An 18971-nucleotide genomic window follows, 5' to 3' on the forward strand; every position below is an offset into this window, starting at 1 on the left:
CGGGCATGTCTACCAGCACAGTGCCGACGGGACGCACCAAGGTCCTGCTCGTCGACGATCACGACCTGATCCGCAAGGGCCTGCGGCACGCGTTCGAACGCGACCGTCAGTTCGAGGTCGTGGGCGAGGCGAGCACCGCCGCCGAGGCCGTGCGCCAGGCCGGTGCCCTGCACCCCGACGTGGTCATCATGGACCTGCGCCTGCCTGACGGCAGCGGTCTCGAGGCCACCCGCACGCTGCGCAAGTCGAGCTCCACCATGGGCATCGTCGTGCTGACCATGTACGCGGGCGACGACCAGCTCTTCGGCGCCCTGGAGGCCGGCGCGAGCGCCTTCGTGCCCAAGACCGCCCCCGCCGACGAGGTCGTCGCGGCCGCCCGCCACGCCGCCTCGGCGCCCAGTGCGTTCACCGCGGCCGATCTGGCCGAGGCGATGAAGCGGCGGCTGACCCCGAGCGGCCCGCAGCTGTCCCCGCGCGAGGGTCAGGTGCTCAAGCTGCTGGCCGAGGGCATGAGCGTCTCCGGCATCGCCAAGCAGCTGTTCGTCAGCGAGTCGACGGCCAAGACCCACATCTCGAAGCTGTACGAGAAGCTGGGTGCGGCCAACCGGGCCCAGGCTCTGATGACGGCGCTGCGCCTGGGCCTGCTGCAGGCTCCCGACGCCCCCAACCTGTCCTGATGGGCCGGCACGCGCAGTCCAGCGGTGACGATCTCCTGCTCACCGACTGGCGTTCGGACCGGCTCGGCGCTGCCCGGCGGGGAGACAACCCGCTGGTCATGGCCAAGCTGAACAGCGGCTACGCGGTCTTCGGCGACACGCAGCACCTGCCGGGATACTGCGTGCTGCTGTCCGACGTGGACGGGGCCGACCACCTGACCGACCTGACCCGCGCCCAGCGGACCGACTTCCTGAACGACATGGGTCTGCTCGGCGAGGCGGTCTTCGCCGCGTGCAACGGGTTCGACCCGGCGTTCCGGCGGCTCAACTACGAGATCCTGGGCAACTCGCTGCACCAGCTGCACGCCCACATCCACCCGCGCTACTCGTGGGAGGCCCGGGAGTTCCGCGACGGCCCGGTGTGGCGCTACCCGAACGAGGTCCGCCTCTCGGAGGAGAACGACACCCTGGTGTCCCCCCGGGCGGAGGAGTTCGACCAGCTTCGCGAGGCGATCACCGCCGAGCTGGCCCGCCTGGCGTAAGCCGGGTAGCCGCGTTTACGGCGCCCGCGTTCCGTGCACATACGGAGTGCGGGCGCCGTCGCTTGTCCGGACCGCGCCCCACCCAACCTGAATTTGTGGGACATTTGCCGAGGATCGGTACGCGTCCCACAGCGGCGAAGGGCGGTGCGGGCCCATGGGCAGCGACGTCAAGCAGCACGTGTACACCCGCGCGGATCGGGCGCGCTACCGCCGCAAGGTACGTACCTGCCTGGACGTTTTCGCCCTGATGCTCGGGGAGTCACAGTTCGACTTCGATCGCCCGCTCAGCGGGCTGGAGGTCGAGTTCAACCTGGTCGACGGCCTGGGGCAGCCGACCATGCGCAACGCCGAGGTGCTTGCCGCCATCGCCGACCCGGCGTTCGTCACCGAGCTGGCCCAGTTCAACGTCGAGATCAACGTGCCGCCGCGCGAGCTGGCCGGAACCGGCCTGGACGTGTTCGAGCAGGACGTCCGCGCCATGATCAACGCCGCGGACGGCAAGGCCGACACCCTCGACGCGCACCTGGTCATGATCGGCATCCTGCCCACGCTGCGGCTGGAGCACCTGGTCAAGGAGAACCTGTCGGCCAACCCCCGCTACGCGCTCATCGACGAGCAGGTGTTCGCGGCCCGGGGCGAGGACATCGCCATCCGCATCGACGGCGAGAACCCGCTGTCGGTCACCGCCGACAGCATCACCCCCGAGGCCGCCTGCACCAGCGCCCAACTGCACCTGCAGGTCAGCCCGGCCCAGTTCGGCGCGTACTGGAACGCCGCGCAGGCCATCGCCGGGGCGCAGCTGGCCGTGGCGGCCAACTCCCCGTTCCTGTTCGGCCACCAGCTGTGGCACGAGACCCGCATCCCGCTGTTCAAGCAGGCCACCGACACCCGCGCCGAGGAACTGAAGTCCCAGGGCGTACGCCCCCGGGTCTGGTTCGGCGAACGCTGGATCACCTCGGTGTTCGACCTGTTCGAGGAGAACGTGCGCTACTTCCCGGCGCTGCTGCCCGAGTGCGCCGAGGACGACCCCGCCCAGGTGCTGGCCTCCGGCGACGTGCCGGAGCTGGCCGAGCTGCGCCTGCACAACGGCACCATCTACCGCTGGAACCGGCCCGTGTACGACGTCTCCGACGGCCTGCCCCACCTGCGGGTCGAGAACCGGGTGCTGCCCGCCGGGCCGACCGTGGTCGACATCATGGCCAACGGCGCGTTCTGGTTCGGGCTGGTGCGCACCCTGGCCGAGGGCGGGCTGCCGGTGTGGTCGCGGATGCCGTTCAGCGCCGCCGACGAGAACTTCTACACCGGTGCCCGGCACGGCATCGACGCGCACCTGTTCTGGCCCGACCTGGGCTACCTGACCGCCACCGAACTGGTGCTGCGCAAGCTGCTCGGCCTGGCTCACCAGGGCCTGGACAGCTGGGGCGTCGCCCCGGCCACCCGCGACCGGCTACTGGGCATCATCGAGCAGCGCTGCCTGCGCAAGCGCAACGGCGCCTCCTGGCAGATCGAGACGGTCCGCGCGCTGGAGGCGGGCGGGGTGGCCCGGCCCGAGGCGCTGTCGCGCATGCTCGCCGCGTACCAGGGGCACATGCAGGCGAACCTGCCCGTGCACGAGTGGCCGGTGGCGGGCTGACCTCCGACGGTCAGTCTCCCGCCAGCAGTTCGCGCAGGCGGGCGGCCTGCAGGTCCCAGCCCCACTCCTGCTCGACCCAGGCCCTCCCGGCCGCGCCCATCTCGGCGCGCAGGCCGTCGTCGGTCAGCAGCTCGACCAGGCGCGCGGCCAGCGCCGCCACGTCCCGGCCGCCGACCACGAACCCGGTCTCCCCCTCGCGTACGGCGTCCGGTGCCCCACCGGAGTCGCCCGCCACCACCGGCAGACCGGTCGCCGAGGCTTCCAGGTAGACGATGCCCAGGCCTTCGACGTCCAGGCCGCCGTTGCGGGTGCGGCACGGCATCGCGAACACGTCCCCGGCCGCGTAGTGCGCGGGCAGGTCCCGCCACGGCACCGAGCCGGTCAGCACCACGTGGTCGGCCACGTCCAGCTCGCGGGCCAGCCGCTGCACGGTGGGGCGGTGCGGGCCGCCGCCGACCAGCAGCAGGGCCGCGTCGGGGACGGCGCGGCGGATCAGGGGCAGGGCTCGTACCAGGGTGTCCTGGCCCTTGCGCGGGACCAGCCGGGACACGCATACGATCACCGGGCGACCGGTCAGCCCGTGCCGGGCCCGCACCGCCGACCCGTCGACGTCCGGGTGGTACGCGGCCGCGTCCACGCCCGGCGCCAGCCGCCGCAGCTCAGTCCGCTCCCCCAGCGCCTTGGCCAGCCGGGTCCGCTGGTACTCCCCCAGGTACGTCAGCGCGTCGCAGCCGTCGGCGATGCGCCGCAGCGCGCCGCGCGCCCCGGGCAGCGCCGCCCAGCCGATCTCGTGGCCGTGCGTGATCCCGATCGCGCGCTCGACGCCCGTGCGTTTGCGCAGGCCCTGGGCCAGCAGCCCCAGCGGGGCGGCCGCGCCGAACCAGACCCGGTCACAGCCTTCCGCGCGGGCCAGCTGGGCGGCGCGGCGGGCGACCTGCGGGGTGGGCAGCAGCACGCCGGTGCGTTCGCGGATCACCGGGTAGGGCTGCTCGGCGTCGAAGGGGGCCGGGTCGCGCCAGGTGGAGGCGTAGACGACGAGTTCGCCGTCGGGCTGGCGCAGGGCGAGGTTGTGCAGGAACTGCTGGATGCCGCCGGGACGGGGCGGGTAGTCGTTGGTCACCAGCAGCGTGCGCATCCGCGCAGCCTACCGACCCGACGGCAGGCCCCAGCCGCCCTGGTCGCCACCGACCCCGACGAGTCCAGCCGCTCCGGCCGGTCGCCAAGGCCGGTTCGGGGGTGATCGCTATGAGTGGTCAAAAGATGGCTCTGGAGGGCAGATTCTGACCACTCACAGCGATCATCCGAAGGGAGATCGGCAGTTTTGGTCAGAATCCGGGGTTTCGGGCCGGTGCCGTGCACGGAAATGACCGGAGACAGCGATCTTCCGGCCTGGTGGTCCCGCGATGCGGAAACAACAGCCCATCCACAGAGAACGCTGCACCAATAGTGACCGCAGGCGGCGATCTTGCCAGGGGTCACGGCCGCACCGCAGCCGGAAACGTCGGCAAGCCACCGTCAGCGGACGCCTCTGGCGTACGCGCGCGCGGCCGCGATCCGCTCCACCGTCGTCGGGTGGCTGCCGAACAGCATCTGCTCCCACGTGGGCGGGTCCGGATCGCTCAGGTTCACCAGGGACAGTCGCTGCTGCATCCGCTCGAACGCGGCCGGGTCGTCGGTCAGCCGCAGCGCGTGCTCGTCGGCCCGCGCCTCGATCAGCCGCGACACATACGACTGCACCGGCCCGGCGACCAGCCCCACCACGGTCACCACCGCCAGCAGCAGCCCGATCGCCCGCGGCTCGCCGATCGACTCGACCCCGGCTCGCTGCAGCAGCCACGACCACCCGCCGAGCAGGAACAGCCCCACCACGGCCAGCGCCGCGCCCAACGCGCCGATCACGGTGCCGATCACCACGTCGGCGTCCTTGGCGTGGCCGAGCTCGTGCGCGACCACGGAGACGATCTCCTCCGGCGGCGCCTCGCGCAGCAGCGTGTCGTACACGACGATGCGCCGGGTCGGCCCGATGCCGCTGACGTACGCGTTGACGGCGGTGGTGCGCCGCGACGCGTCGGCGACCAGCACGTCGCGCACCGGCACCCCGTCGCGCCGCGCCAGCTCCATCAGCTCGGTGCGCAGCGGGCTCGCCTCCATCGGCGTGAACTTGTTGAAGACGGGTTCGACCAGCACCGGGAAGATGAAGCTGAGCAGCACCACCAGCCCGGCGGCCCCGGCGGCGGCCCAGGCCCACCACCAGTTCGGCGCGAGCCGGGTCAGGCCGAAGAACCCGAGCAGTGCGACCGCGCCGAGCACCGCGCCGACGGCGTACCCCTTGAGCTGGTCGACGGCCCACGGCCCCCAACTCTGGGTGGACAGCCCGTAGCGGACCGACACGGTGTGCGCCCAGGCCGAGAACGGCAGCGTGACCAGCTCGGCCACGACCAGCACCAGGAATCCGCCGCCCAGCACCTTGGCCAGCCACGGCCCGGGGACCAGTCCCACCAGCTTCGCGCCGAGCGGCGTCAACCCCAGCAGCAGCGCCACGACCAGGCCGACGACCATGCTCGGGTACGAGATCAGCCGCGTCTCGCCCCGCAACGCCCTGGCCCGCGCCACCCGGTCGGCAGGCAGCAGCGACAACGCGTCGAGCTGATCGGCGCGCGGCGCGGGTGGCCGGTGCCACGGCACCAACACCGCCGCGACCACGATCAACGCGATCCCGAGCACCCCGAACGCCACCCACGCCCAGCCACGACTGTTCACCGCCCGATCCTAAGGCGCCCCGCCGCAGCGGCCGCTCGGTGTCATCCGCAGCGCAGCGGAGGATGACACCGATTAAGGCCGCGTAGGCGCGGCGCCCATGTCACAGCGGCCGCTCGGTGTCATCCGCAGCGCAGCGGAGGATGACACCGATTAAGGCCGCGTAGCGGAGCGCGCATGTCACAGCTCAGCTACGGGTCAGGCGGCGGACCAGGGACTCGGAGTTCATCGGGTACGCCCCGTGGCGCCGCACGCCGTCGGCGACCTCGCGGTCGGAGGAGACCACCACGATCGGCCGCCCCGGCGGCTCGGCGCGCACCAGGCGACGGATCACCTCGTCGGCGGTCTCGCCCTTGCGGGAGAACAGCACCCGCACCCCGCGCGGCGGGGCGGGCAGGCCGTGCACCCGGTCGGCGCCGTCGAAGACGACGGTGACCTCGGCGCCGGTCTGCGCGGCGACCCCGCCCAGGCCGGTGATGAGCCGGTTGCGCTGCTGCTCCAGTGACATCTCGGCGAAGCCGCGCTTGGTCACGTTGTAGCCGTCGACGACCAGGTGCGCCTTGGGTAGGGCGAGCAGCTGGGCCAGGCGGGCGGGGTCGTCGGCGTCCAGGGCGCGGTTGGCGGCGGTGGGGGCGCTGGCGGTGTCGGCGTACGCGGCGGCGACGGTGTCCCCGGGCAGGATCTTGGCCGGGTCCAGCGCCAGCTCGCGGCGCAGCCCCACGGCGGCCTGCCCGATCGTCTCCAGCAGCAGCCACAGCCGCGCGTCGTCGACGGCCCGGGTGTCGCGGGCGGCCTGCCGGGCGTCCCCGGCGGCGGCCTCCAGATCGGCGACCCGGGCCCGCATCCGGCGCAGCTCCGCCTCCTGGTCGCCGTGTCCCTTGGCGGCCCGGCCCTTCTCGATGGCCAGCAGCTCGTTGGCGCGTTTGAGGGCGGCCTGGTTCTCGCGCAGCCCCTTGGTGGCGGTCCGGGCCTCCTCGCGGACCTGACCCAGCTCCTCGCGCACCCGGGCCAGTTCGTCGCGCAGCTTGTCGGCCTCGACCCGGGCCACGGCCCGGTCGTGCTCGGCTCGGGCGGCCCTGGCCTGCGCCTCGCGGATCTGCTCGGCCACCGCCGAACTCTCCGCCACCGCCGCGACGGCCTGACCGGCGACGTCCAGCAGATCGCGCCAGCCGTCAGGTCTGGCCAGGTAGGCCAGCGCCGCCACCTCGATGGGGTCCGCGGCGGCCGGGGCCATCCCACCCAGCACCGCGGCGCCGAGCTCACCGGCGTCGGCGAGCACCTTGCCGCTGATCCGCTGCCGGAACAGGGGGTCGCCGGACAGCTGGGTGGCGATCTGGGCACCGCCGAGGCGGGCGCGCCGGTTGGGCGCGAACTTGGCCACCTTGCGCAGCGGCACGGGCAGCTCGTCGCCTGGCAGCAAGGTCAGGACCGCCGCCGCCATCGCGATGACCCGCTGCCGGATCGGTTCGGGCAGGATCGGTTCGGGGGCGAAGTCGGCAGCCTCCAGCGGCTCCCCGGAGGAAGCTTCGAACGAAAGTTCAGCGGCCGACATGCTCCTAGTCTTCCACCGACGTACAGATCTTGTCGCTCAGGTTGGCGGCTGCCCCTGTGCGCCGACCGCCCACTGTCACACCGGACGGTTAGCGTGCGATTCGTGCCGTCCCCGAACCGCTCTGGCCCGAACGACCCTGCCCCGAACGACCCTGGCCCGAGACGCCCGGCGCCGGGCCAGCGCTCCCCCGGCGACCGTTTCGAGCAGCCGACCCTGGACGCGATGCTGGCCGATCCGTTGCAGCTGGATCTGCGGCACACCACGTTCGTGGTGCTGGACCTGGAGACGACCGGCGGGGCCCCGGACGGCGGCGGCATCACCGAGGTCGGCGCGGTGAAGGTGCGCGCCGGCGAGGAGCTGGGCGAGTTCGCCACGCTGGTCAACCCGGGGGTGCCGATCCCGCCGTTCATCACGGTGCTGACCGGGATCACCACCGCGATGACGATCACCGCGCCGCCGATCCAGGCGGTGCTGCCGCCGCTGCTGGAGTTCCTGCGGGGAGCGGTGCTGGTCGCCCACAACGCGCCATACGACGTGGGTTTCCTCAAGGCGGCGTGCGCCGCGCACGGCTACGCCTGGCCCAACCCGCGCGTGGTGGACACGGTCGCGCTGGCGCGCCGGGTGCTGCTGCGCGACGAGGTGCCCAACCGCAAGCTCGGCACGCTCGCGGCGTACTTCCGCATTCCCGAGCAGCCCAACCACCGCGCGCTGGCCGACGCGAAGGCGACCGTCGGGGTGCTGCACGCGCTGATCGCGCGGCTGGGCGGGCACCGGGTGCACACGCTGGGCGAGACCATCGAGTTCGTCAAGGCGGTCAGCCCGACCCAGCGGGCCAAGCGGCACCTGGCCGAGGGGCTGCCGCACGCGCCCGGGGTCTACCTGTTCCGGGCCCGCGACGACCGCCCGCTGTACGTCGGCACCTCCAACGACATCGCCACCCGGGTGCGCAGCTACTTCACCGCGGCCGAGCGCCGGGCCCGGATCAAGGAGATGCTGCACGTCGCCGAGAAGGTCGAGGCGGTCGAGTGCGCGCACGCGCTGGAGGCGCAGGTGCGCGAGCTGCGCCTGATCGCGGCGCACTCGCCGCCGTACAACCGGCGGTCCAAGCATCCGGAGCGGGTGCAGTGGCTGAAGCTGACCGACGAGCCGTATCCGCGCCTGTCGGTGGTGCGCGTGCTGGCCCCCGACGGCGCGGCCTACCTCGGCCCGTTCGCGGGGCGCCACGCCGCCCAGGCGGCCGTGGACGCGCTGCACGAGGCGCTGCCGCTGCGGCAGTGCGCGCCGCGGCTGTCGGCGCGCCGGGCATCGGCCGCGTGCGCGCTGGCGGAGCTGGGCAAGTGCCCGGCCCCGTGCCTGCTGGCCATCTCCACCGAGGAGTACGACCGCGTCGCCGCCGCCCCGGTCCGCGACGCGTTCAGCGGCGACCCGGACGGGGTGGTGCTCCCGCTGCTGTCGCGGATGCGCACGCTGTCGCAGGCGGAGCGGTTCGAGGACGCCGCGGCGGTGCGCGACCGGCTGGCGGCGTTCCTGCGCGCGGCGGTGCGCATGCAGCGGCTGTCGGCGCTCACCGCGATCGCCGAGCTGATCGGCGCCCGGCGCAACGCCGAGGGCGGCTGGGAGATCGCGATCATCCGGTATGGACGGCTGGCCGCCGCCGCCACGTCCGCGCCGCACGTACACCCGCGCCGGGTCCTCGACGCGCTGCGGCCCACGGCCGAGACGGTGCTCGGCGGCCTGGGGCCGACCCCGTGCGCCACCCCGGAGGAGACCGAACGCATCCTCGACTGGCTGGAGCGGCCCGAGACCCGGTTGGTGGAGACCAGCGCGGGCTGGGCGTCGCCGGTGCGCGGCGCGGCGCGGTGGCGTCGACTGACCCAGGCGGTTCCGGCCACGGCGAGCTGACCGTTCGGGCATTCCGTGTCCGAAGCGTGTCCGAATGCATGAAAACTCTTGACCGATCGGCGCCGACGTTCGTTACTAGGCTATGGACCGATATCTCGCAATCTCGCGGACGTGTCCCGTCCCGCACCGGGGGCAGCTGTACCTCTGTTCCGGGCCGGCGACCCTCCGCACGTCGAGGGGGGTGTCCTGAGTGGACGCGGACGCGGGGGCGCTGCCGACGGTCCCGGTGGGGCGGGCTGGAGAGAGCCTGCTCACCACTCGGTTGCGAGCGATGCTGAACTGGTCCGGCGCGCGGGAGAACCCGTCGGACCCGGTGGCCACTCTGATCAAGGCGCACCGCCGGGTGCATACCGGCTCCGACGCCAACCTGCTGCGCCGGGCGTACTCGGTGGCGGCGCGCATGCACCACGGGCAGATGCGCAAGAGCGGTGATCCGTACATCACCCATCCGCTGGCCGTCGCCGAGATCCTCGCCCACCTGGGCATGGACACCACCACGCTGGTCGCGGCGCTGCTGCACGACACCGTCGAGGACACCAGCTACACGCTGCCGCAGCTGCGCGCCGACTTCGGCCCCGACATCGCGCTGCTGGTCGACGGGGTGACCAAGTTCGACAAGGCGCACTTCGGCGCCCGTGCCGAGGCCGAGACGATCCGCAAGATGATCGTCGCCGCCGGCCAGGACATCCGGGTGCTGGTGATCAAGCTGGCCGACCGGCTGCACAACATGAAGACCCTCGACGCCCGCTCGGCCGCCTCCCGCGCCCGCATCGCCGGGGCGACCCGCGAGGTGCTGGTGCCGCTGTGCGACCGGCTCGGCATCCAGGCGCTCAAACGCGAGCTGGAGGACAAGGTCCTGCTCTTCCTCGACCCGGACGAGTACCAGCGCATCGACGCCGTGGTCTCCAACCGGCCCGGGTGGAACGAGTACATGGCCGAGGTGGTCGCGCTGGGCACCACCGCGCTGCGCAAGGAGAAGCTGAGCGGCCTGGTGGAGCCCCGGCCCCGGCACTACTACTCGATCTGGAAGGACACCCAGCAGGCGGGCAGCCCGGTGCCGATGGACCTGCCCCGCATCGTGGTGATCCTCGACGGCGACGACCCCGACTGCTACGCCGCGCTGTGCGCCGTACACCAGCAGTGGAAGCCGATCCCGGGGCGGTTCAAGGACTTCATCGCCGCCCCGAAGAACAACCTCTACCGCTCCCTGCACACCACCGTGCTGGGCCCCGAGGACCAGATGGTCGAGGTGCTGATCCGCACCGACCAGATGCACCGCGCGGTGGAGTACGGCGTCGTCGCGCCGTACCGCTACCCGACCCGACCCTCGCGCCGCAGCACCGCCCTGAACCTGTTCACCACCCGTGCCACGCCCAAGCCGACGCCGCCGCACCAGCGCCAGCGCGGCGAGCACGCCTGGCTGCGCCGGGCGCTGGACCTGGAGCAGGCCGCCCCGGACGCGGTGCAGTTCGTGGAGACGCTGCGCTGCGACCTGGCCGAGCAGCAGATCCAGGTGTTCGCCTGGGGGCGCCAGTTGCTGCTGCCCGAGGGCGCCAGCCCCGTCGACGTGGCGTACGAGCTGGGCACCCGGACCGGCGACCGCTGCGTCGCCGCGACCGTGAACGGCGTGCTCACCCCGCTCAACGCGACCCTCACCGACGGCGACGTGGTGGACATCCTGGTCAGCCGGGCGCGCAACCACCCGGGCCCGCGCAAGGAATGGCTGGACTTCGTCAAGTCGCCCAACGCGCGACTGCGGCTGAGCCGCCGCTTCACCGAGCCCGAGGTCGCCGCCGGTACGGTCAGCGACCGGCTGCAGCTGGGCCGGGCCGCGATCGGGCTGGCGCTGCGCCGCCACGACCGGGCGCTGGCCGACGAGCAGCGGCTGGCCGACCTCGCCGTGGCGATGGGCTATCCGGATCTCGACACTCTGCTGATGGCCGTGGCCGAACACAAGATCACCGCGGACACCGTGGTCGACCAGCTGATCGCCAGCGTCGACCTGCAGGGCGACGCGCTGCGCGAGCGGCAGGCCAATCTGGTGCCGCCAACGCGCGACGGCGGTGACGCGGCGCAGCGCCGCAAGTCGTCTACCCTGTCCAGGTGATCCGACGCCGTTCGCCGCTGCGCACCAGACTCGTGGCCCTCGGCTACGGCGTGTTCTACCGCATCCCGCCGAAGTGGCGGCAGCGGATGGTCAAACTGGCCACGGCCCGCTACTCGGTGGGCGCGGTCATGCTCATCTTCGACAGCGAGGCCGCCGAGCCGGGCCGGATCCTGCTGCTGCGCCAGCCCCCGGGTCGGGGCTGGACGCTGCCCGCGGGCCTGCTGGGCCGCCACGAGACGCCGATCGAGGGCGCCCGCCGCGAGACCGCCGAGGAGACCGGCATCGTGCTGCGCCCCGACCAGATCCAGCCCGCCGTGCCCAACGCGGTCATCCACACCAAGGGGCACTGGGTCGACACGGTCTTCACCGCGCGGGTGCCCGCCGACCGCACCGAGCTCAGCGTCGACGGCGCCGAGGTGTGGGAGGCCCGCTGGCACTCCCTCGACGAACTGCCGGTGATCACCCCGGCCACGGCCCGGCTGCTGGCGCACTTCGGCATCGGGCCGGACGCGCCCGCCGACGCTCGGCCGGCCGTCCGATGACCGCGTATGCCGCCCCGGCCGACGTCTGCGCCGTGGTGCTGGCCGCCGGGCTGGGCACCCGCCTGCGCCCGCTGACCTCGCTGCTACCCAAGGCGCTGGTGCCGGTCGGCAACGTGCCGCTGCTGGACCGCGCGTTCGCGCGGCTGGCCGCCATCGGCCTGTCCGGCCCGGACCGGGTCGCCGTCAACGCGCACTGGCTGGCCGACGAGGTCGTCGCGCACGTCGGCGCGCGGGCCCACGTCAGCGTGGAGGAGCAGCCGCTGGGTACGGCCGGGGCACTGGGCAACCTGCGCCGCTGGATCGCCGGGCGGGCCGTGGTGGTGCTCAACGCCGACGCGTACGTGGCCACCGACAGCGGCGACCTCGCGGCGCTGCTGTCGGGGTGGGACGGCGAACGGATCCGGCTGCACGGCGTACGCGCGCACAAGCCCGACCCGTTCCTCGGCTGGAACTTCGCCGGGTCCTCGCTGCTGCCCGCCGCCGACGCGGCCGTCCTGGCCGACCTGCCCGCCGAGCTGGCCCGCACCACGTGGCGCCCCGCCGAACGCGCGGGCCGCCTGGAGATCGTCCCGCTGGGCGGCCTCTACCTCGACTGCGGCACCCCCGCCGACTACCTGACCGCCAACCTGCACGCCGCCGCCGACGCCAACCTGATCGCCCCGGGCGTCGAACTGACCGGCACCGCCACCAACAGCGTCCTCGGCGCCGGCGCCCGCGTACATGGCAAGGTCACCCGCTGCGTCCTGTGGCCCGGGGCCGAGGTGGCCGCGCACGAGTCCCTCACCGACGCCATTCGCGTCGGAGGTTCCCTCACCGTCCCGGCCGGGTAATCATCATCGATCATGAAGTTGTGCCAGGGACACACCGTCGAGCCGTGCCATAAGTTCATGATCGACGGACCATAGACAGGAGAGACGGCATGATCACGGCGATTGTTTTGATTGATTGCGCTACTGACGCGATTCCGGAGGTGGCGGAGGAGTTGGCCAATCTGGAGGGGGTCAGTGAGGTCTACTCTGTGGCGGGCGGGGTGGATCTCATCGCGATCGTGCGGGTGCGGGAGTTCGACCACATCGCCGAGGTGATCGCGGGCGGGATCTCGAAGGTGCCGGGCGTGCTCAACACCGACACCCACATCGCGTTCCGGTCGTACTCGCGGCATGACCTGGAGCAGGCGTTCGCGATCGGGTTCTGAGGCGGCGTGCGCGCGGCGTGCGTCACAGCGGCGGTATCTACCGGGCAGTAACCTCGGCTCGCTAGGCTGCGACCATGCAGCTGAGCGTCGACCGTGGCAGTGATCGACTGGCCGTACAGCTCCACCCGGTGGACGACCCGGCCGCGCCGCTGGTCGTGCTGTTCCCGGCGATGGGCGTGCCCGGCGGCTACTACAAGCGGTTCGCGGCCAGCCTCAACGAGGCCGGACTCGCGGTCGCCGTGGCCGATCCGCGCGGCAACGGCGCGAGCACGCCCGCGCCCAGCCGGTCCAGCGGCTACGGCTACCCCGAGACGGTCGACGACGTCGCCGCGGTGCTCGACGCGCTCGCCGAGCACCGGGCCGGACGGCGCACCATCCTGCTGGGACACTCCCTCGGCGGCCAGGCCTGCGTGATGCACCTGGCCCGCCGGGGCAGCGCCGACATCGACGGGCTGGTCCTGATCGCGGTCGGGCTGCCGTACTGGCGCAACTATCCGCGCGGGCAGCGGCTGGCCGTCCTGGCCATGACCCAGACCATCGGCGCGGTCTCGGCGCTGCTGCGCGTCTGGCCAGGCTGGGGCTTCGGCGGCCGCCAGGCGCGGGGCGTCATCCGCGACTGGGCCTACTCCTCGCGCTGGGGCCGGTTCCCCGCGGCCGTGTGCACCCAGGAGCAGCTGGCGACGATCGACGTCCCGGCGCTGGTCGTCAGCGTGGACAACGACCGGTACACCCCACGCGGCGTCGTGGACCATCTGGCCGGGCTGCTGTCGGGCGCCGCGGTGCGCCGCGAGCACCTCCGCAGCGACGAGGCGGGCCTCACCCTGAACCATTTCGTATGGGTCAAAGCCGGTGCTCCCCTGGCCGCCCGCATCACCGACTGGCTGCCCGCACGCCAGCCCTCCTGACCGGACCTGGCCTCGGCCCACAGCCGACTCGCACCGGACGCACACCGCCCGCAGAGATCGCGACATCCTGCGGACATCCGTCCCCACTGTATTTGCTCTGCACCCATTCCCTTGCTCTGCACCCGTCGGCGCAAACGCCTCGACACGACACGCCGCCAAGCGCGCCCATCGCACGGAACGGCCAGCCGTTGCGCCCGTGGGTGCAGAGCAAGGCCGTGGGTGCAGAGCAAGGCCGTGGGTGCAGAGCAAATGCTGTCGACACCATCACCCACCGGCGGCTGGCCACGTTCGCGAGAACGGGAGCCAGAGGCTCGTCAGCTTCGGAGCCACCTCGCCGGCGGCGAACAACACCAGGCCGAGGAGACGCGGCGGCACCGCGTCGAGACTCGTGGTTCAGCCGTTGGCGACAGGAAGTTCGGCGAAGCCGCGGAAGCCCAGCCGGTCACGACGGACCGACGCCCCGGCCAGGCGCAGCCCCGGCAGCCGCCGCAGCAGCAGCGGAAACGCCACCTGGGCCTCCAGTCGGGCCAGCGGTGCGCCCAGGCAGTAGTGCGCGCCCGCGCCGAACGACAGCGACGGCACCGGCTCGCGGTGCGGATCGAATCGGTCGGGCCGGGCATACCGTTCCGGGTCCCGCGCCGCGGCGGCGAGCAGCACCATCACCTCGGCGTCGGCGGTCAGCCGGAGCCCGTCCAGGACGCCTTCCTGCCCGGCATGGCGCGACGTGGCCTGCACCGGCGGGTCGAAGCGCAGCATCTCCTCGACGTACGCGCCGGCCAGTTCGGGGTGGGCGCGCAGCTCGGCGGTGAGGTCGGGGTGGGCCAGCAGGGCCGCCAGGCCGTTGCCGAGCAGGTTGGTGGTGGTCTCGAACCCGGCGACCAGCAGCAGGGCCAGGTGCGCCACCATCTCCGCGCCGCCGATCTGTCCGGCCGCGCCCGCGGCCAGCAGGTCGCTGAGCATGTCGTCGCCGGGATGGGCGCGCCGATGCGCCAGCAGCTCGATGAAGTAGTCCTCCAGGTCCACGGCGGCCGCGTCGGCACGGGCCATGCTGTCGCTGTCCCCCGCGAAGACCTCCAGCGCCAGAGTCAGGTCGTGCGCGCGGGGGCGGAACCAGTCCCGATCGGACTCCGGCACCCCGAGCAGCGTGCAGATCACCGCCACCGGCAGTGGGAAGGCGAACGCGTCCATGAAGTCGACCGGGCCGGGCCGGTCCATTCCGTCGATCAGGCCATCGACGAGCCGGATCACGTCCGGCCGTAGCTGCGCCACGCGCCGGGCAGTGAAGGCGGAGCCCGCCAGTCGGCGCAGGCGGCCGTGGTCGGGCGGGTTGCGCCACAGCATGGTCCGACCGAGCCAGCGCCAGGCCGCCGAGGCGCGCCAGCCGGGCAGCGTACGGTCGAGCACGGTGGAGTCGGTGGCCAGGAACGACGGGTCACGCAGCACCCGGTCGGCTTGCTGGTACCCGGTCACCACGAAGAAGCCCTCGCCCAGGGCCAGCACCGGTCCGGCGGCGCGCAGGCGTTCGTACTGCGGATAGGGGTCGGCGCGTCCCTCGGTCGTCGCCAACGTCTGCATCGCGGCCAGTGCGTCCATTCACGCCACCTCCCCGTAGCCGTACCAGGGCAGAATATGACGGGAGGGCAACCGCGTCCTGCGGTCGCCCTCCCGTGCGTGTGACTGCGTGCTCAGGTGTCAGTGCTTGCCGCTGGTGATCTCCTCGCGGGCCGGCGGCGGCTCGACCGGCGGAGCGGCCTGCTGGACCGGCGGGGCGGCCTGCTCGATCGGCCGGAAGAAGCCCCGGACCGCCGGGCCGAGGGCCCCGAGCCGGTTCATCTTCTTCGGCACCGTCCAGCCGACGTACGGCAGGTCGGCGTGGCCGTGCTCGTCGACGGGCGCCAGCGGCTGGTGCACCTCGACGAACTGGCCGTTGGGCAGGCGCTTGATGATGCCGGTCTCGACACCGTGCGCCAGCACCTCCCGGTCGTGCTGCTGCAGGCCCAGCGCGATGCGGCGGGCGATGTAGTACGCCAGCGGCGGCAGGGTCAGCAGGCCGATACGGCCGGCCCAGGTCATCGCGTTCAGGCTGATGTGGAACTTGTCGGCCACGATGTCGTTGCCGCCGGAGATCGTCAGCACCATGTAGAACGTAAGCGCCATGGCGGCCAGACCGGTGCGGTCGGGCACGTCACGCGGACGCTGGAGCAGGTTGTGGTGCCCCTTGTCCTTCTTCCAGCGCGCCTCGATCCACGGGTACGCCATCGGCAGGACCGTCAGGATGCCCGGCAGCACCACCGTGGGCCAGAACAGCGGCGGGATGGTGTAGCCGAACGCCCTGATCTCCCAGGCGGGCATCAGACGGGTCGAGCCGTCCAGGAACATGACGTACCAGTCGGGCTGGCTGCCCGCGGAGACCACGGCCGCCTCGTACGGGCCGAACAGCCAGATCGGGTTGATCTGGAACAGGCCGCCCATCAGCGCGATCACCGCGAAGACGAGCATGAAGAAGCCGCCCTGCTTGAGCGCGTACCGCGGGAACATGCGCTCGCCGACCACGTTGCTGTTGGTCCGGCCCGGACCCGGCCACTGGGTGTGCTTCTGCATGAACACCAGCGCCAGGTGCACGGTGACCAGGCCGAGCAGGATCAGCGGCAGCAGGAACACGTGCAGGATGTACAGGCGGGACAGGATGATCTCGCCCGGGAACTCGCCGCCGAACAGCGACGTGGTCACCCAGGAACCGACCACCGGGATCGACAGCATGATCGCCGAGGCGATGCGCAGACCGGTGCCGGACAGCGCGTCGTCGGGCAGCGAGTAGCCGGCGAAGCCCTCGGTGAAGCCCAGCCAGAACATCGACAGGCCGATGATCCAGTTCAGCTCACGCGGCTTGCGGAACGCACCGGTGACGAAGATGCGGATCATGTGCACCACGATCGCCGCCATGAACAGCAGCGCCGCCCAGTGGTGCATCTGGCGCATGATCAGGCCGCCGCGCACGTCGAACGACAGGTTCAGCGCCGTCTCGTACGCCCGCGACATCTTTACGCCCTGCAGCGGGACGTACGACCCGTTGTAGTGCGTCTCCAGCATCGACGGCTCGAAGAACAGCGCCAGGAAGGTGCCGGTCAGCAGCAGCACGATGAACGAGAACAGCGCGATCTCGCCCAGCAGGAACGACCAGTGGTCGGGGAAGACCTTGTTCAGCAGCGAACGCAGCGGCGTGGCCACGTGCAGCCGGGCGTCGACCGCCTCGGCCGACTTGCCCGGCAGGGCCTTCAAATCGACTTTGCGACGCTTCATGACTTCTCCCAGAACGCCGGGCCGACCGGCACCTTGTAGTCACCGGTGGCCGCGAAGTGACCATCCTTGTCGACCGTGATCGGCAGCATCGGCAGCGATCGGGTCGCCGGGCCGAAGATCGGCTTGGCGTTGTCGGTGATGAGGAACTGCGACTGGTGGCACGGGCAGAGCAGGCGGTTGGTCTGCTGCTCGTACAGCGACGCCGGGCAGCCGGCGTGCGTGCAGATCTTCGAGTACGCCACGTAGCTCTGCCACGGGCTGTCCTTGTTGATGTCGTACAGGTTGAAGCGCAGCGCCTCGGCGTCGCCCTCGCGCAGGTGGATCAGCAGCGTCGGCGAGTCGGCGTACTTGTTGCTGACTCCGCCCGGGATGCCGGGGAACACCGTGATCTGGCCGCCGGTGCTCACCTCTTCCGGCCGGATCGGCGTGTAGTCGTCGCGAACGAGCTTGATCGGGTTTTCCTTGGTGGCGCCCGCGAACCCGGTCTTGAACAGGACGTCCGGGTGGTGCGGGTCCTTGATCATGGCACCGATCGGCAACGCGACCGCCGCCGCACCCAGCGGCAGCAGGCCGAGCAGCGACAGCTTCAGCGCCGGGCGGCGGGCCACGCTCAGCTCGCTGCCGATGAACTTCAGCGTCTCGCCGGTGATCTTGCGCTCGACCGGGTCCGACGGACCGTCGTGGCGGTCCTGGATCGAGATCTCGTGCGGCAGCAGCTTCTTGCCCCAGGTCAGGATGCCCAGGCCCACGCCGACCAAGGCCAGGCCCAGGGTCAGGCCCAGGATCGGGGTGTAGAGCTTGCTGGGGTTGCTGCCCATCTCGTACTCCCATGGCCACCAGATGAAGGCGATCACGAAAGCGGTGGCGGCCAGACCCGTCAGCAGGAAGAAGAAGGCGACGATGCGCACCATGCGCTTCTCGCCCTTCGACCCCGCCGGGTACTGCGGCTCGTAGTGGACGATCTCGATCCCGTCACGCCGGGCGCCCTCGCGGACGATGTCGAACGTGGTGAGGTTCGGGTCGTCCAGGTCGTCGACGACCGGAGTGTTCGACTCGCTCATGACTTACCTGCAATCCAGAGGGCCGCGAAGACGAGGGCCACGACGCCGACCAGGAAGATGGCCAGACCTTCGGTCACCGGACCGAAGCGGCCGAGGCCCCAACCGCCCGGGTCCTGGTCGGTCTGCAGAGCCCGCACGTAGGCGATGATGTCGTACTTGTCCTGCGGGTCGAGTTCGGTGTCACCGAAGACCGGCATGTTCTGCGGGCCGGTGAGCATCGCCGCGTAGATCTGGCGGTCGGTCGACTCGGCCAGCGTCGGGGCGTACTTGCCGCTGGACAGCGCGCCGCCGCCGGTCGAGAACGCGTGGCAGGACGAGCAGTTGATGCGGAACAGTTCACCGCCGCGGGACACCTCGCCCTTGCTCGCGAACTCCTCGCCCACCGGGAGCTGCGGGCCGCCGCCCAGCTCCTGGATGTAGGCACCGAGCTGGCGCGCCTGGTCGCTGGTGAACTGCGGCTGCTTGCGCTCCGCCTGCGCCTCCTGGCGCGCGGCGGGCATGCGGCCGGTCTCCACCTGGAACTCCACGGCCGCCGAGCCCACGCCGATCAGGCTCGGGCCGCGGCCGTCGACACCCTGGGCGTTGTTGCCGTGGCAGGAGATGCACGACTTGTCGTACAGCGCCTGGCCGGCCTGGGCGGCGTCGCTCAGCGGCGCGGCGCCCTGCGCCTGCACACCGGGGGCGAAGGTCAGGTACAGACCACCGGCGAACATCAGCGCCGCGAACATTCGCAGGGCGCCAGACATCCGTCGACGGGCCCGGCCGCGCTGCCGGGGGGCACCCGGCGCCGGCACGGTGGTTTCGGTTTTCATGGCCGAG

General features: G+C 72.0%; 16 protein-coding genes. 9 read left to right on the forward strand and 7 right to left on the reverse strand.

Going from position 1 to position 18971, the window contains the following annotated elements; genetic code table 11:
- Positions 1-5: 5 nt before the first annotated feature.
- The 3 genes from KUA19_RS20575 (at position 6) to KUA19_RS20585 (ending at position 2831) form a co-directional block, all read left to right on the forward strand.
- Positions 6-677, forward strand: coding sequence for a response regulator transcription factor (locus KUA19_RS20575; RefSeq protein WP_120316171.1), 672 nt, complete (start codon positions 6-8; stop codon positions 675-677).
- Positions 677-1198: an HIT family protein gene (locus KUA19_RS20580; protein ID WP_217397862.1), complete on the forward strand. Its 522-nt coding sequence runs from the start codon at positions 677-679 to the stop codon at positions 1196-1198. The genes KUA19_RS20575 and KUA19_RS20580 overlap by 1 nt, the downstream gene beginning before the upstream one ends.
- 154 nt (positions 1199-1352) lie before the next feature.
- Positions 1353-2831, forward strand: coding sequence for a glutamate-cysteine ligase family protein (locus KUA19_RS20585; protein ID WP_217397864.1), 1479 nt, complete (start codon positions 1353-1355; stop codon positions 2829-2831).
- Between the two features lie 10 nt (positions 2832-2841).
- Here the strand turns inward: KUA19_RS20585 and KUA19_RS20590 are convergent, their stop codons facing one another.
- The 3 genes from KUA19_RS20590 to KUA19_RS20600 form a co-directional block, all read right to left on the reverse strand.
- Positions 2842-3966, reverse strand: coding sequence for a glycosyltransferase family 4 protein (locus KUA19_RS20590; protein WP_217397866.1), 1125 nt, complete (start codon positions 3964-3966; stop codon positions 2842-2844).
- 380 nt (positions 3967-4346) lie between these two features.
- Positions 4347-5591: a M48 family metallopeptidase gene (locus KUA19_RS20595; protein WP_217397868.1), complete on the reverse strand. Its 1245-nt coding sequence runs from the start codon at positions 5589-5591 to the stop codon at positions 4347-4349.
- Positions 5592-5775: 184 nt separating this feature from the next.
- Positions 5776-7140 (reverse strand): NYN domain-containing protein, encoded by a 1365-nt coding sequence (locus KUA19_RS20600; RefSeq protein WP_217397870.1) that lies wholly within the window; start codon positions 7138-7140, stop codon positions 5776-5778.
- 222 nt (positions 7141-7362) lie between these two features.
- Between KUA19_RS20600 and KUA19_RS20605 the strand changes: the two genes are divergently transcribed.
- From KUA19_RS20605 to KUA19_RS20630, 6 genes are all read left to right on the forward strand, one after another.
- Positions 7363-9042 (forward strand): DEDD exonuclease domain-containing protein, encoded by a 1680-nt coding sequence (locus KUA19_RS20605; RefSeq protein ID WP_217397997.1) that lies wholly within the window; start codon positions 7363-7365, stop codon positions 9040-9042.
- 190 nt (positions 9043-9232) lie between these two features.
- On the forward strand, positions 9233-11149 hold the full coding sequence (locus KUA19_RS20610; protein WP_308167541.1) for a RelA/SpoT family protein: 1917 nt from the start codon (positions 9233-9235) through the stop codon (positions 11147-11149).
- Positions 11149-11691 carry an NUDIX hydrolase gene (locus KUA19_RS20615; RefSeq protein WP_217398001.1) on the forward strand — a complete coding sequence of 181 codons (543 nt, stop codon included), beginning with the start codon at positions 11149-11151 and terminating at the stop codon, positions 11689-11691. Before KUA19_RS20610 ends, KUA19_RS20615 begins: the two co-directional genes overlap by 1 nt.
- Positions 11688-12521 carry a nucleotidyltransferase family protein gene (locus tag KUA19_RS20620; RefSeq protein WP_217397872.1) on the forward strand — a complete coding sequence of 278 codons (834 nt, stop codon included), beginning with the start codon at positions 11688-11690 and terminating at the stop codon, positions 12519-12521. The genes KUA19_RS20615 and KUA19_RS20620 overlap by 4 nt, the downstream gene beginning before the upstream one ends.
- A gap of 89 nt (positions 12522-12610) precedes the next feature.
- Positions 12611-12886 (forward strand): Lrp/AsnC family transcriptional regulator, encoded by a 276-nt coding sequence (locus KUA19_RS20625; protein ID WP_203687908.1) that lies wholly within the window; start codon positions 12611-12613, stop codon positions 12884-12886.
- A gap of 74 nt (positions 12887-12960) precedes the next feature.
- A complete protein-coding gene (locus KUA19_RS20630) occupies positions 12961-13791 on the forward strand; it encodes an alpha/beta hydrolase family protein (RefSeq protein WP_217397874.1) in 831 nt (276 codons plus the stop codon).
- A 393-nt stretch (positions 13792-14184) separates the two neighbouring features.
- On the opposite strand, the gene KUA19_RS20635 is transcribed toward KUA19_RS20630, so the two are convergent.
- The 4 genes from KUA19_RS20635 to qcrC all read right to left on the reverse strand — a co-directional run bounded on the left by KUA19_RS20635 (position 14185) and on the right by qcrC (position 18964).
- Complete coding sequence (locus tag KUA19_RS20635; protein ID WP_217397876.1) at positions 14185-15384, reverse strand: cytochrome P450; 1200 nt, start codon at positions 15382-15384, stop codon at positions 14185-14187.
- Positions 15385-15483: 99 nt separating this feature from the next.
- Positions 15484-17091, reverse strand: a complete 1608-nt coding sequence (gene qcrB / locus KUA19_RS20640) for a cytochrome bc1 complex cytochrome b subunit (RefSeq protein ID WP_217397878.1) — start codon at positions 17089-17091, stop codon at positions 15484-15486.
- Positions 17088-18152, reverse strand: coding sequence for a cytochrome bc1 complex Rieske iron-sulfur subunit (gene qcrA, locus KUA19_RS20645; RefSeq protein ID WP_217397880.1), 1065 nt, complete (start codon positions 18150-18152; stop codon positions 17088-17090). Before qcrA ends, qcrB begins: the two co-directional genes overlap by 4 nt.
- Positions 18149-18964: a cytochrome bc1 complex diheme cytochrome c subunit gene (qcrC, locus tag KUA19_RS20650; protein WP_217397882.1), complete on the reverse strand. Its 816-nt coding sequence runs from the start codon at positions 18962-18964 to the stop codon at positions 18149-18151. Before qcrC ends, qcrA begins: the two co-directional genes overlap by 4 nt.
- Positions 18965-18971 lie beyond the last annotated feature (7 nt).

Origin of the sequence: Catellatospora tritici (assembly GCF_019083965.1) — a bacterium.
GTDB lineage: Bacteria > Actinomycetota > Actinomycetes > Mycobacteriales > Micromonosporaceae > Catellatospora > Catellatospora tritici.